We start from the raw sequence: 14,095 nt of genomic DNA, 5'->3' as shown, positions 1-14,095 counted from the left end.
CGTCGGCGCCCGTTAAAGGGACCCCTGCTCTTCCGCGCGGGGGGTTCCCCCAGTAGCCTTCCAGAAGCGAGTCCGCTGCAAGTCAGGACAAAAAAGGAGGCAGCGGTGTTGATCGGTATTCCCAACGAGGCGCCGGAGGCGCGCGTGGCCGCCACGCCGAGCACCGTGACCCATCTGGCACGTCTCGGGTACGAGGTGGCCGTTGAGGCCGGGGCGGGCGCACGCGCCTCGTTCCCGGACCACGCCTTCGCCGAGGCGGGCGCTCAGGTGGTGTCAACCGAGGCGGTGTGGCAGAGCGACGTCATCGCCATGGTCGGCGCCCCCACCCCGGAACAGACCGCCCTTCTGCGGCCGGGCCAGACGCTCATCGGGTTCCTGAATCCCCGCACAGACCTGTCGCTGACGAAGGCCCTCGCGGAGCGGGGCGCGACGGCGCTCAGCATGGACATGGTGCCGCGCATCTCGCGCGCCCAGTCGCTCGACGCCCTCTCCTCGATGGCGAACATCGCAGGCTACCGCGCCGTGATCGAGGCCGGTCACGCCTTCGGCCGGATGTTCGGCGGGCAGGTGACCGCCGCCGGCAAGGTGCCGCCGGCCAAGGTGTTCGTCATCGGCACCGGTGTCGCCGGGCTCGCTGCCGTGGGCGCGGCCCGCAGCCTGGGAGCCGAGACCTTCGCGACGGACGTGCGGCCGGAGACTGCCGAGCAGGTCGAATCCATGGGGGCGCGGTTCCTGCACATCGCCACGGCCAAGCAGGTCTCCGCGGACGGGTACGCCCAGGAGGCCTCCGCCGACGACGCCGACAGGGCCGCCGCGCTGTACGCAGAGCAGGCCCACACCGTCGACATCATCATCACCACGGCGGCCATCCCCGGCCGGCCCTCCCCCAAGCTCATCACCGCAGACATGGTGGCCAGCATGCGTCCCGGCAGCGTCATCGTCGACCTCGCCGCAGCGGGCGGCGGCAACTGCGAGCTGACCCGCCCGGGTGAGGCGTACACCACCGACGGCGGCGTGACGATCATCGGCTGGACCGACCTCGCGTCCAGGCTCCCCGGCCAGGCGTCCCAGCTCTACGGCACCAACCTGGTCAACCTGTTCAAGCTCCTCACCCCGCAGGGCGACGGTGCGCTCACCGTCGACTTCGACGACGAGGTGCACCGCCAGATGACCGTCACCCGCGACGGGGAGATCACGTTCCCCCCACCGCCCATCCAGGTGTCGGCAGTCCCCGCGAGGACCCCGGCGACCCAGGTGCCGGCCCAGGTCGCCAAGGCCTCCCCGCCCGATCAGTGGGCGCGGTTCCGTCGCCTGATGCTCGTGGTGGCCGCCTGGCTCCTGCTGGCCCTGCTCCTCCCCGGTGGGTTCCTCAGCCACATCCTGGTCTTCGGGCTCGCCTGCGTGGTGGGCTACTACGTGGTCTGGGGCGTGCAGCCTGCGCTCTACACCCCGCTGATGAGCGTGTCCAACGCCATTTCCGGCATCACGATCGTCGGGTCCATCACCCAACTCACGTCGCCCCTGTTGTACGTCCAACTGATCGCGTTCGTCGCCATCGTGCTGGCCGGTATCAACTGCGTCGGCGGCTTCGCCATCACCCAGCGGATGCTGGGGTTGTTCGCTTCGTCGAAGGAGGCCTGAGGTGCTCGACGCCTTTGTCTTCGGCTGCTACATCGCCGCCGCCCTGCTGTTCATCCTGAGCATCGTCGGGCTGTCGAAGCAGACCACCGCCCGCTCCGGCAACGCCTACGGCATCGTCGGCATGACGCTGGCCGTCGTCGCCACCGTGGTCCAGACCTTCGCCGCCCAATGGGACCTCCTCGGGTTCGCGCTGCTGGTGATCGCCCTGGTGATCGCCTTCGCCGTCGGGCTGCTCTACTCGGCCAGGGTCGCCATGACCGGCCTCCCCGGCCTGGTCGCCCTGTTCAACGCCTTCGGCGGTCAGGCGTCCGCGTTCGTGGGCATCAACGCGGCCCTGGGCGTCGAGAGCTACCCGGCGCTGACGGACCAGATCGTGCACGGCGTCGAGGTATGGGCCGCGGTGTTCGTCGGCTCGCTGACGTTCTCGGGCTCCATCGTCGCCTGGGGCAAACTCAACGGGAAGATCACCTCGAAGCCCACCGCGCTGCCCGCCAAGAACCTCGTCGTCGGCCTCCTGGTGCTGGGCCTGATCGGTTCCCTCGCCTGGCAGCTCATCAGCCCCAACCTGTGGGCGCTCATCGTCGCCCACCTCCTGGGCTACGCCTTCGGCATCATCATGGTGCTCGCCATCGGCGGCGCGGACATGCCCGTGGTGGTCAGCTTCCTCAACTCGTTCTCCGGGTGGGCCGGAGCCCTGTCGGGCTTCGCGGTGGGCTCTGACCTGCTGATCGTGGCCGGCACCATCGTCGGTCTCTCCGGCATCATCCTGTCCGTCGTGATGGCCCGTGGCATGAACCGCTCCATCACCAATGTGCTGCTCGGCGGGTTCGGCACCGGCGACTCCTCCGGCGCAGCGGTGGCGATCCTGGACGCCGACGGGAACCCGAAGCAGGCTGTCATCACCAACGTCGACGAGGTGGTGGGCTGGCTCACCGATGCCCGCCGGGTGGTCATCGCCCCCGGGTACGGCATGGCTGTCGCGCAGGCCCAGCACCCCGTCGCAGAACTGGCCAAGCGGCTGATCAGCAACGGCGCGCAGGTGCGCTTCGCGATCCACCCTGTGGCCGGTCGCCTGCCGGGGCACATGAACGTGCTGCTGGCCGAGGCGCACGTCCCGTACGACATCGTGCTGGAGATGGACGAGATCAACGACGACTTCCACGAGACCGACGTGGTGCTGGTGATCGGCGCCAACGACACCGTGAACCCCGCCGCCATGGAGCCGGGCACGCCCATCAGTGGCATGCCGGTGCTGCGCGTGTGGGAGGCCGACAGGGTGATCGTCTTCAAGCGTTCGATGGCCCCCGGCTACTCCGGGGTGGAGAACCCGCTGTTCTTCGAGGACAACGCCACCATGTTGCTGGGCGACGCCAAGGTGAGCTCCGACGCCCTCGTGGCGGCCATCCGAGCCCGCGTCTGACTACTCGCCCAGGATGCCCTGGACGAAGTTCTCGGGGTCGAACGGCGCGAGGTCGTCGACGCCCTCGCCCAGGCCCACCAGCTTGACGGGCACGCCGAGTTCGCGCTGCACCTGGATGACGATGCCGCCCTTGGCGGAGCCGTCCAGCTTGGTCAGCACGATGCCGGTCACGTTGACGACCTCCGCGAAGATGCGCGCCTGGGTCATGCCGTTCTGACCGGTGGTGGCGTCGAGCACGAGCAGCACCTCGGTGACGGGGGCCTTCTTCTCGATGACGCGCTTGACCTTGCCCAGTTCGTCCATGAGCCCGGTCTTTGTATGGAGCCGGCCGGCGGTGTCGATGATGACCACGTCCACGCCGTCGCGGGCACCCTTGTCGACGGCGTCGAAGGCGAGGGACGCCGGGTCTGCACCCTCGCCGGAGCGCACGGTCTCGACCCCGACGCGCTCACCCCACGTCGACAGCTGCTCAGCGGCGGCCGCACGGAAGGTGTCTGCCGCCCCCAGGACCACGGACTTGTTCTCAGCCACCAGCACGCGGGCCAGCTTGCCCACGGTGGTGGTCTTGCCGGTGCCGTTGACGCCGACGACCAGGACGACGGCCGGGTCACCGTCGTTTGCGGGGGTGAGGTTCAGCGACCGGTCGAGCGTGGGGTCCACCAGCTTGAGGAGTTCGGTGCGCAGCACGTTCTTCGCGCGGACGGGGTCTGCCACGCCGTCGATGGCGAGCTCCCTGCGGAGGGCCTCCGTCAGTTCAGTGGTGGGGCCGACGCCCAGGTCTGAGGTGATCAGTGTGGTCTCGAAGTCATCCCACACCTCCTCGTCGATCCGGTCCGCGCTCAGGAGATCGCCCAGTGCGCGGGCCAGGGCGTTGTTGCTGGAGGAGAGCCGCCTGCGCAGCCGCGCCCAGCGCGTGCCCGCCGCTTCCGGAGCCTCGATGCCGGGCTCCACCACCACGGGTTCGGGTGCGACCACGGGCGGCGCCGGTTCGACCACGACCTCCTCGGGCGCGACGACCGGCGGTTCACGATCGGTTGGTTCGATCTCCGCCCGGGTCTCGGCCTCGAGCCGGCGCTGCCGGCGTCCGTCGACGGTGATGATGATGCCCGCGACCACGATCGCGAGGCCGATGATCCCGATGATTACCCAGAAAAACCAATCCACGCGCTCATCCTACTGGGCACGCGCGTCCCGGCTGCGGGCGGCTGCGGGGAGCGGGGTTCAGCCGGCCTCTTCGGCGAGTCGCTGCGAGACGACCGTCGAGATGCCGTCGCCGCGCATCGTGACCCCGTACAGCGAATCCGCGATCTCCATGGTGCGCTTCTGGTGCGTGATGACGATGAGCTGCGACGACGCCCGCAGCTCCTCGTAGATGCCCAGGAGCCGGCCGAGGTTGGCGTCGTCGAGCGCCGCCTCGACCTCGTCGAGGATGTAGAAGGGGCTGGGGCGGGCGATGAACAGCGACACCAGGAAGGCCACCGCCACCAGCGAGCGTTCGCCACCGGACAGCAGCGAGAGCCGCTTGACCTGCTTGCCCGCGGGCCGCGCTTCGACGTCGACGCCGGTGGTCAGCCAGTTGCCGGGGTCCGTGAGCACGAGCTTGCCCTCGCCGCCCGGGAACAGGCGGGCGAAGACCTTGTCGAAGCTCTCCTCCACGTCACGGTAGGCGGCCTCGAAGACCTCCTGAACCCGCTTGTCGACCTCGGCGACGATATCGATCAGGTCCGTGCGGGTCTGGCGCAGGTCCTCGAGTTGCTCCGCCAGGAACTGGTGGCGGGCCGTCATGGCGTCGAACTCCTCGAGCGCCAGCGGGTTCACCCGCCCCAGCACGGCGAGGTTCCGCTCAGCGGCGCGCAGCCGGGAGGTCTGCTGATCCCTGTCATAGGGCACCGGCTCGGGCTGCTCGTCGTCGTCGCCCAGCGCCGTGCCATCGGGGCGCGTGATCACGGGCACCAACTCGTCCGGCCCGTATTCCGTCACCAGTTGCGCCGCCTCGAGGCCGAGTTCGCTCAGGGCGCGGTCCTCGAGTTGTTCGATGCGCATCCGGTGTTCGATGCGCACCATTTCATCGCGGTGGGCCCCGCGCACGATCTCGTCGAGACGCTGGGAGGCGGCCTTGGATGCATGACGTGCGCGCGTGGTGCCGGCTTCGGCCTCGCGCCGGGCGGCGTCCGCGGCGTCGCGCTGGGCGGCGGCCTTCTGACGGGTGGCCTCCACGCGCTCCGCGAGGATGAGGGCCGCGTCGTTGACCACGCGGGCGATCTCGCCCTCCCGACGCAGGTGCTCGGCCCGCTGCCTGGCCTTCGCCCGCGACTGGCGCTCGTGTTGCGCGGCCCGCAGCAGCGACTCGGCGCGGCCGGAAATGGCCTTGACCTGCTCCTCGACGGAGCGCAGTGCCAGCCGGGCGTCCATCTCGGCCTGTCGGGCGCGGCGTGCCTCGCCGGCTTTCTCGTCGCGCTCCGCCGGGTCCGGCTCCGTCACGTCCTCTTCGGTCGACGCGGCCTCCAGCCGCTCTGTCAGCTCAGTCAGTTGCTGTTCGTCGCGGGCGCGGGAGGAGCGCGCCGTGTCGATCGCCTCAGCGAGCCGCTCGGCCTCCTTCATGGCGGCGGCCTGCGATTGGCGGAAGGAGCCCAGCTGATCGGCCACGGCTGCGAGCTGCGCGTCCGAATCGTGCAGGGCCGCCAGCGCGTCCGCCTCGGCGCGCCGCGCGGCGACGAGCCTCTCCTCCAACTCGTCCGCGGCGAACTTCAGGCGGTCGGATTCGTGCCCGGCGGCGGCCAACGCGTCCTCGGCCTCGGTGAGTTCGGCCTGCACCTCGAGCAACGACGGAGCCGCCGCGGTACCGCCCTCGACCAGCCAGGACGAGAAGAAGTCGCCGGCCCTGGTCACAGCGGTGAGGTGGGGATGCTCCCCCACCAGTTGCGCAGCCTCCTCGGCCGTCTCGGCCGCAACGGTGTCGCCGAGGAGGCGGCTGAGGGCAGCCGCGAGCGAATCCGGCGCCTCGACGAGGCTCAGCAGCGAAGTGCCCGGCGCGCCCTCCGTCCGAGCGTCGGGCGCCGGGCTCACGGAAGGGTCTGCCACGACCAGGGGCGCCCGGCCCAGGTCCTGGTCCGCCATGTGTCTCGAGGATGCCAGCGCCCCGTCGAGGCCCTGCACGACGACGGCCTCCGCCAACCCACGCAGCGCCGCCGACACGGCGGCCTCCCAGCCGGACGTGACCGTGAGCAGATCACTCAGGCGACCTACCACCTCGTCGCGGCCGGCCCCGAGCAGATCTGCTGAGCCGTCCTTGCGCTGGGTCAGCAGCCGCAGCGCGTCCACGCGCGCGTTCAGCCCGGCCCGCCGCCTGCCCACGTCCGCTTCCCGCGCCTTCAGTGCAGCACCGTCGGCCTCGAGCGCTTCCAGCGCGGCCGCGGCCTTCTCGTAGTCGGCATCGAGGTCCGACTCGGAGGCGCCCAGCCCCGCCAGGGAGGATTCAGTGTGGTGGAACTTCGCCGCAGCCTCTTCGGCGCGGTGCAGCGCCTCTGCCCGGCGGTTGTCGAGCCGGGCGATCTCCTCGTCGGAAGCCTCCAGGCGCGACTTGATCGAGTTCACGCGCCCCGTCAGCCGGGCCAGCCCCTCGCGCCGGTCCGCGATCGCCCGCAGCGCGGAGCTGTAGGCCTGCTCGGCGGCCGAATGTTCCTGCTCGGCGCCGTTGCGGCGCAGCGTCGCGTCCGTCAGGGCGCTGTTGGCCGCCTCCACCTCTCGGCGCAGCCCCTGCTCCTTGATGCGGATGTCTGCCGCCTCGGCCTCGAGGGCCTCGGGGTCGCGCCCGCCGACGTCGAGCGTGGGTTGGTTCTCACCGGCGCGCATGCGCTCTGCCGAGATCGAGATGGTCGTGGTGACGCGTTCGCGCAGGCCGGCCAGCGCGTACCACTGCTCCTGCGCTGCGTCGAAGTCTGTCGCTGCGGCCCGGAGCCGACGCTCGGCGGCTTCCTCCGAGGCCTGTGCCTCTGCCACGGCCTGCTCGGCGCGCACCTTGGCCTCCTCGGCGGCCGCCTCGTCTGCCAGTTCGGCCTTCAGTTTTGCCTGCGCGCTCGACAGGTCGTCTGCCAGCAACCTGGCCTTCGCGTCGCGGAGTTCGGCCTGGATGACCGCCGCCTTGCGCGCGGCCTGCGCCTGCCGGCCGAGGGGCTTCAGCTGACGCTGGAGTTCGCCCACCAGGTCCTGCAGGCGCTCGAGGTTGGCGTTGGTGGACTCGAGCTTCCGCAGCGCCTTCTCCTTGCGCTTGCGGTGCTTGAGGACTCCGGCGGCCTCCTCGATGAAGCCGCGCCGCGACTCCGGGGTGGCCTGGAGGATGGCGTCGAGTTGCCCCTGACCGACGATGACGTGCATCTCGCGGCCGATACCGGAGTCACTGAGCAGTTCCTGGACGTCCAGGAGCCGCGCAGGGGTGCCGTTGATCGCGTACTCCGAACCGCCCGAGCGGAACATCGTGCGGGTGATGGTGACCTCGGCGTACTCGATGGGCAGGGCACCGTCGGTGTTGTCGATGGTGAGCTCCACCTCAGCCCGGCCCAGCGGGGCACGCTTGGCGGTGCCGGCGAAGATGACGTCCTCCATCTTTCCGCCGCGCAGCGTCTTGGCGCCCTGCTCACCCATGACCCAACTGAGCGCGTCGACGACGTTCGACTTGCCGGACCCGTTGGGCCCGACCACGCAGGTGATGCCGGGTTCGAAGACCAGCGTCGTCGCGGACGCGAAGGACTTGAAACCACGCAGGGTGAGTTTCTTGAGATACATGTCAGACGGTGGGTCTCTCTTCGACGGGAGCCTCTGCCACCGTCAGCTTAGAGGAGCGCACCGCCCTGAAGGTCCAGACCTTGTTCACGATGAAGTTGATCGGCATGGTGAGCATGATCGCGATCAGCTGTGCCCAGTATTCGCGGGAGTTGAGGCCCCGTTCCTCATGGAAGTAGGGCTCCGGCAGGTAGACCGGGCTCGAGGGGTTCGTGAGCAGGATCTTGATCACCAGGCCCACTGCGGCCGCCACGGAGCCGACGGCGAGGAAGGGCCAGAACTCGGCCCACCAGGTGGCATGCTTCGTGCTCTGGAACGTCCACCAGCGATTGAGCTGGAAGTTGTAGAGGTTGGCCACCAGGAACGCCACGATCCACACCACAGCCGTGAAGCGCAGGTTGAACTCGCTGCCCGGGATGGACCAGACGATGTCCTGGGCGTTCTGGGAGCCGCCGTTGAGTCGGTTCATCACCACGGCCACCACCATGTTGATGAGGACGCCGGAGCCGCCGACGATGCCGAACTTCAGGAACTGCCCGATCGACCTTCGGTAGCGGGCTTTGTGAGAAGCGTTCACTGACGTCCTTTCGGGGCCTGCTGGCAGGCCGGACACAGGTAGGAGCTGCGGTTCATGAAGACCCGCCGCACGATGGGGCGGCCGCAGCGGTGGCACGGTTGGCCTTCCCGACCATAGGCGTTGAGGGAGCGGGAGAAGTAGCCGGACTCACCGTTGACGTTCACATAGAGGCTGTCGAACGACGTGCCGCCCTGCTCGAGCGCCTCCGCCATGACTTCACCCGCGGCCCGGATCAGCTCCACCGCCTTGCGCGGCCCCAGATCCGGCGTCGGGGTGTCGAAGTGGACGCGGGCCCGCCACAGGGCCTCGTCGGCGTAGATGTTGCCCACCCCGCTGATCAGCGACTGGTCCAGCAGCGCCCGCTTCACCGTCGTGCGTCTGGCGCGCAGGCGGGCGGCGACGGCGCGGGCGTCGAAGCCGGGGTCGAACGGGTCCAGGGCGATGTGCGGCACGGGGCACGCGGCCAGTCCGGGACGGAAGTCCAGGCCACCGAACATGCGCTGGTCGACGAACCGCAGTTCGGTGTCGTCGTCCAGGTGGAACACCACGCGGGTGTTGCGCACCAGTTCGTCACCCGGGGAGTTGAAGCGGAACTGGCCGCTCATCCCGAGGTGCGCCACGAGGGCGTCCTCACCGAGCACGGCCCACAGGTACTTCCCCCTCCGCCGGATCTCTTCGATCCGGCGCCCGGCCACGTCTGCACGGAACCCTTCGGGACCCACCGCGTGGTAGCGCACGGGACGCGGGTGGTGGACGGTCACGTCACTGATCGTGCGGCCGGCGGCGTGGCGGTGGAGACCGAGGCGGACCACTTCCACCTCTGGCAGCTCAGGCACTGGTGAGCTCCGCCACGGCGAGCCGCGCGGCGATCTGTTCAGCGCGCTTCTTGCTGGGAGCCGTCCCCTCACCCACGGCGCGTTCCTGCACGTGCACCACTGCGGTGAATGTGCGCTGGTGGTCCGGGCCGGTGCCGTTCACGACGTACCGGGGCAGGCCCCATCCGTTGGCGGCGGTGAGCTCTTGGAGGACCGTCTTGTAGTCCGCGTAGTCACCGGACTGGGCGGAGGCTGCGATCAGAGGATCGAAGTTGTGGTGGATGAACCGTGCGGAGGCGTCCGGGCCTTCGGAGAGGTGGATGGCGCCGATGACGGCCTCCATCGTGTCCGCCAGGATGGAGCCCTTCTCCTGGCCGCGCGTGGCGATCTCACCCTTCCCCAACCGCAGGTGCTCCCCCAGTTCCAGGGAACGGGCGAGTTCTGCCAACGGTGCGGAGCTCACTACGGAGGCGCGCAGCTTCGCCAGGTGGCCCTCGGCCAACTCGGGGTAGCTACGCACGATGTGCTCGGTCACCACGATCTGCAGGACCGCGTCGCCCAGGAACTCCAGCCGCTCATTCGAGGGCAGGGAGTTCTCGTAGGCGAAGCTGCGGTGCGTAAAAGACAACTCAAAGAGCTGGGCGTCAACCTCGACGCCCAGCTCCTTCAGCTGGTTTTCAAGCCTGCTCATCCCCTGGCTCGGGGAGAGCCCGCTCAGGCCTCGACGACCTGGCGACGCGCACCGCGGGGGCCGTACTGGCCACAGGCGGGGCACGCGGTGTGCTGCAGGTGCGGCTCACGGCAGGCGGGGTTGGCGCACACAACCGTGGGCACAACGCTCGTCTTCCACTGCGCACGGCGCGAACGGGTGTTGCTGCGCGACATCTTCCGCTTCGGAACTGCCATGATCTTCTCCTAGATTCTCAGCAAAGTCAGTTGTTGCTCTCGCCGCGCAGTCCAGAGAGGTTCTCCCAGCGGGGATCAATCTTCTCCCCGTGGCTGTGAGCGGGATCATCGTTGCGGTTGAAACCGCAATCGGGGCAGAGCCCGAGACAATCTTCGCTGCACAGTGGCGTGAACGGCAATTCGAGCACCACAGCGTCGCGCAGGGTTTCGTCCAGATCGATTGTTTCGTCGACCACGACGCTCTCGTCCTCATCGACCTCGCGGCCGGGATAGAAGAAGAGTTCCTGCAGATCGAAGGACTCTTCGTCCTCGATGTCATCCAGGCAGCGGGCGCATTGGCCGTGCAGTTGCACGGTTGCGGTTCCCGTCACCAGGATGCCTTCAACCACCGCTTCGAGCTTGAGATCAAGCTCGATATCGGAGCCCTGTGGCACTCTGATCACTTCGATACCAAGGTCGGCAGGCGCCGGAACCGTCTCGTGAATCACCTTCGTGGAGCCCGCGCTCCGACCAAGCTCATGCACCTCGAGAACAAGGGGTGAGCGACGATCGGGGTGCTGCTGTACCGGTGACACGTCGGATTCCCTTCGCCTAACCGTCCATGACCTCGTCATGACCGACTGCCAACTCTACCGAATCTCCAGGCTCGGGCCAAATCACCGTGCGCGTCTGGCCCGGAGCGCCGCCGCCACGTTCGCGGGCACGTACCTCGAGACGTCGCCGCCCAGGTTGTGGACCTGCCGGATGATCGTCGACGACATCGTGACGTGGTCACGCGCGGCCGGCAGGAGAATGGTGTCGAGGGCCCCCATGTCGTAGTTCATGTGGGCCTGCTGCAGCTCGAAATCGAAATCTGCGCCGAACCTGATGCCCTTGACCACTGCCCCGATCCCCCGCTCGCGGCAGAACTCGACGAGCAGCCCGTCCATCGCCTCGACGGTGATCCCGTCCACGCCGGTGGTGGCCCCCTGGACCAACGACACCCGCTCGTCGAACGAGAACAGGTACTTCTTCGAGGAGTTGTTGCCGATGGCCACCACCACCTCCCCGAACAGTGCCTGCGCACGGCGGATGATGTCGAGGTGCCCCACCGTGATGGGGTCGAACGAGCCGGGGCACAGAACCTTCATTCCGCAACCCTAGCGGGCCGGCCGCACGCCTCAGTCGACCGAGCCGTAGTAGAGCACCGTCTCGCCGTAGCGCTTCTCCCACGTCTCCGTGAAGGCCGGTGGCCAGATGGGCGCCCGATCACGTTTGGACCGCTCCACCACGACGAGCCCCCGCTCGGCGACGACACCCCGGGCGAGGCTGGCCAGCAGCTTCTCCACCTCTTCGGTGGTCAAGCCGTAGGGCGGGTCCATGATGACCACGTCGAATGACCTGTCCGTGCCGTCGACGAACGTCTGGGCCTTGGCGGTGCGCACGTCTGCCTCCACCCGGATGGCTCGGGCGTTGGCCGAGATCAGCCCCGCCGTCGCCCTGTCCGATTCCACCAGCACGACGGGGTGCGCCCCCCGGCTGGCGGCCTCGAGACCGATGGCGCCCGAGCCCGCGAACAGGTCGAGGACCGAGCATCCGCTGAGGTGCTCCGAGGCGTCGTGGTCCACGGTGTCGAACCAGTTGACCAGCGAGGAGAACAGGCCCTCCCGGGTGCGGTCCGTGGTGGGCCGCGTGTTGTCGCCCTTCGGCGTCTCCAGACGGCGGCCCTTCGCCCGGCCTGCGATGATCCTGCTCACGTCTTCTCCATCCACTCGGCTGCGGCCACCTCTTCGGCCTTGGCCATGAGGTCTGCCAGCAACGGGTCTGTGCCTGACCGCGGGTCCGCCAGGACCTTCTCGGCCAGTTTCCTGGCGCGCATGATGACCTCCGCATCATCCAACGCGCGCAACAACTTCAGCGAACCGGCTCCGGACTGGGCAGCGCCCAGCACGTCACCCTCGCGGCGCAGCCGCAGATCCAGTTCTGCCAGCTCGAAACCGTCTGTGGTGGTGGTCAGCGCGGTGAGCCGCGTGTGGGCGTCCAGGTTGTCGCCGATGGCCGCCAGCAGTAGGCACAGGCCCGCGTGGCCGCCCCGGCCGATGCGGCCGCGGAGCTGATGCAGCTGGGAGAGGCCGTAGCGGTCTGCGTCCATGATCACCATGACGGTGGCGTTGGGCACGTCCACCCCCACCTCGATGACGGTGGTGGCCACCAGCACGTCGAGGTCGCCCGCCGCGAACGCGGCCATCGCCGCATCGCGGTCCTGCACGTGTTGCTTGCCGTGCACGACGCCGATCCGGAGGCCTTCGAGCGGCCCGGAGGCCAGCAGCGGAGCGAGTTCCTCCACGGCGGTGAGCCCCTCCCCCTCCTTCGCCGTGATCGCCGGGCACACGACGAAGGCCTGGCGCCCCTGGCCGACCTCCTCGCGCACCCGCTCCCAGGCGCGCGTGACCCAGGTGGGGCTGCGGTGGGTGTCGACGAAGACTGTCTGCACCTCCGCGCGTCCCGCGGGCCGTTCGCGCAGTTCGCTGGTCTCGAGGTCACCGAAGACCGTCATGGCGATGGAACGCGGGATGGGGGTGGCGGTCATCACCAGGGTGTGCGGCTTGTGTTCCGCCTTGGCGGACAGCGCCGCCCGCTGCTCGACGCCGAAGCGGTGCTGTTCATCCACCACCACCAGGCCCAGGTCGAAGAACTCGACGGGATCCGACAGCAGGGCGTGCGTGCCGACGACGATGCCCGCCTCGCCCGTGACAATGGCGTTGAGGGCCTCCCTCTTGGCCTGCGTCGAGCGGGAACCGGTGAGCAGCACCACGCCCGTCGCGTCGGGATGGGCACCCAGGGAGCGGCCCTGGCCCAGGTCTCCCATGAAGCGCGTGATGGTCTGGAAGTGCTGCTTGGCGAGCACCTCCGTGGGGGCGAGCAGTACAGCCTGGCCGCCGGAATCCACCACCGCGAGCATGGCGCGCAGCGCCACCAGCGTCTTGCCTGAGCCCACCTCGCCCTGCAGCAGGCGGTTCATGGGGGCAGGGCGCGCCAGTTCGTCGAAGACCTGCTCGCCGATGGCGAGCTGACCCTTCGTCAGCGTGAACGGCAGCCGCTCGTCGAACGCGTCCAGCAGCCCACCCACCCGCCGGGGGCGGGGTGTGGCCAGTTCCCCGGCGTACTGGGCGCGACGGTGGGCCATGGCCAACTGGATGCCGAAGGCCTCGTCGAACTTGAGCCGCGCCTTGCCCACCTCCGCCTGCTGCCTGTCCGTGGGCTCGTGGACGGCGGTGAGAGCCTCCTGGAACGGCAGCACACCGGCCTCCTGCACCACCCACGGGGGCAGCGTGTCGCCGGCGACGGCGGGCAGTGCCATCTGGATGGCTTCCGCGATCACCCACGTGGGCAGCTTGCCGTGCGCCGGGTAGAGGCCCACCAGCGTGGAGCGCTGCACCGCACGGCTCATGGCGGCGCGGTTCTGCTGCTTCTCGGTCTTGGGATTGCGCACAGCGGCACCGTCCAGCATCACGAACTCCGGGTGCGTCAGCTGCAGTTGGTCACGGAAGACGCCGACCCTGCCGATGAAGATGCCGCGTCTGTCCCCCGAGAGCAATTCCTTCACCCACCAGTCCGCCATGTTGCTGGCGCGCCCGTAGGACGAGTTGTTCTTCACCCTCGGGGCGAAGAACGTGACGTCCACATCCGTCTGCCCGTCGGTGATGACCGCGTTGACGCGGAACTGGCCGTTGGATTCGGCCTTGGCGGCCCCCTTCACCTGGGCCACCAGAGCCGCGTCCTCGCCGACGCGCAGGCCGGAGAAATCCGACATCTCTGAGCCGGCCAGGTACCGGCGCGGCACGTGCCGCAGCAGGTCGTCGACAGTGTGGATGCCCAGCTTGGCGAATTCCTTGGCCGTGGGCCCACCGACCACGTCTCCGAGACGTCGGTTCAGTTCGCGGTAGAGGGTGGTGCGCCACATGCGCATAACCCTAC

General features: G+C 69.0%; 12 protein-coding genes. 2 read left to right on the top strand and 10 right to left on the bottom strand.

Going from position 1 to position 14,095, the window contains the following annotated elements; all coding sequences use genetic code 11:
* The first annotated feature begins 105 nt into the window (after positions 1-105).
* Together ACX1DX_RS01410 and ACX1DX_RS01405 are read left to right on the top strand one after the other, a co-directional pair.
* Positions 106-1,641, top strand: a complete 1,536-nt coding sequence (locus ACX1DX_RS01410) for a Re/Si-specific NAD(P)(+) transhydrogenase subunit alpha (protein WP_459397415.1) — start codon at positions 106-108, stop codon at positions 1,639-1,641.
* A 1-nt stretch (position 1,642) separates the two neighbouring features.
* The gene (locus ACX1DX_RS01405; RefSeq protein WP_459397414.1) at positions 1,643-3,061 is read left to right on the top strand and encodes an NAD(P)(+) transhydrogenase (Re/Si-specific) subunit beta; all 1,419 of its coding nucleotides are present in this window, start codon (positions 1,643-1,645) and stop codon (positions 3,059-3,061) included.
* Here ACX1DX_RS01405 and ftsY read toward each other — a convergent pair whose 3' ends face one another.
* The 10 genes from ftsY to ACX1DX_RS01355 all read right to left on the bottom strand — a co-directional run bounded on the left by ftsY (position 3,062) and on the right by ACX1DX_RS01355 (position 14,087).
* Positions 3,062-4,225 (bottom strand): signal recognition particle-docking protein FtsY, encoded by a 1,164-nt coding sequence (gene ftsY, locus ACX1DX_RS01400; RefSeq protein ID WP_459397413.1) that lies wholly within the window; start codon positions 4,223-4,225, stop codon positions 3,062-3,064.
* Between the two features lie 57 nt (positions 4,226-4,282).
* Positions 4,283-7,843 carry a chromosome segregation protein SMC gene (gene smc / locus ACX1DX_RS01395; protein WP_459397412.1) on the bottom strand — a complete coding sequence of 1,187 codons (3,561 nt, stop codon included), beginning with the start codon at positions 7,841-7,843 and terminating at the stop codon, positions 4,283-4,285.
* 1 nt (position 7,844) lies between these two features.
* Complete coding sequence (locus tag ACX1DX_RS01390; RefSeq protein ID WP_076062364.1) at positions 7,845-8,417, bottom strand: GtrA family protein; 573 nt, start codon at positions 8,415-8,417, stop codon at positions 7,845-7,847.
* Positions 8,414-9,253 (bottom strand): bifunctional DNA-formamidopyrimidine glycosylase/DNA-(apurinic or apyrimidinic site) lyase, encoded by an 840-nt coding sequence (mutM, locus tag ACX1DX_RS01385; RefSeq protein ID WP_076062366.1) that lies wholly within the window; start codon positions 9,251-9,253, stop codon positions 8,414-8,416. The genes ACX1DX_RS01390 and mutM overlap by 4 nt, the downstream gene beginning before the upstream one ends.
* Positions 9,246-9,923, bottom strand: coding sequence for a ribonuclease III (rnc, locus tag ACX1DX_RS01380; protein WP_083665565.1), 678 nt, complete (start codon positions 9,921-9,923; stop codon positions 9,246-9,248). The genes mutM and rnc overlap by 8 nt, the downstream gene beginning before the upstream one ends.
* 23 nt (positions 9,924-9,946) lie before the next feature.
* Positions 9,947-10,138 carry a 50S ribosomal protein L32 gene (gene rpmF, locus ACX1DX_RS01375; RefSeq protein ID WP_076062368.1) on the bottom strand — a complete coding sequence of 64 codons (192 nt, stop codon included), beginning with the start codon at positions 10,136-10,138 and terminating at the stop codon, positions 9,947-9,949.
* Positions 10,139-10,164: 26 nt separating this feature from the next.
* The gene (locus ACX1DX_RS01370; RefSeq protein WP_076062370.1) at positions 10,165-10,713 is read right to left on the bottom strand and encodes a YceD family protein; all 549 of its coding nucleotides are present in this window, start codon (positions 10,711-10,713) and stop codon (positions 10,165-10,167) included.
* A gap of 81 nt (positions 10,714-10,794) precedes the next feature.
* Positions 10,795-11,268, bottom strand: coding sequence for a pantetheine-phosphate adenylyltransferase (gene coaD, locus ACX1DX_RS01365; RefSeq protein WP_076062372.1), 474 nt, complete (start codon positions 11,266-11,268; stop codon positions 10,795-10,797).
* Between the two features lie 30 nt (positions 11,269-11,298).
* Entirely contained in the window at positions 11,299-11,874 is a 576-nt protein-coding gene (gene rsmD, locus ACX1DX_RS01360) for a 16S rRNA (guanine(966)-N(2))-methyltransferase RsmD (RefSeq protein WP_076062374.1), read from the bottom strand.
* Complete coding sequence (locus ACX1DX_RS01355) at positions 11,871-14,087, bottom strand: ATP-dependent DNA helicase RecG (RefSeq protein ID WP_076062377.1); 2,217 nt, start codon at positions 14,085-14,087, stop codon at positions 11,871-11,873. The genes rsmD and ACX1DX_RS01355 overlap by 4 nt, the downstream gene beginning before the upstream one ends.
* Positions 14,088-14,095 lie beyond the last annotated feature (8 nt).

It is taken from the genome of Tessaracoccus zhenghani (genome assembly GCF_054552775.1).
This window is presented reverse-complemented; position numbering and strand designations above follow the sequence as displayed.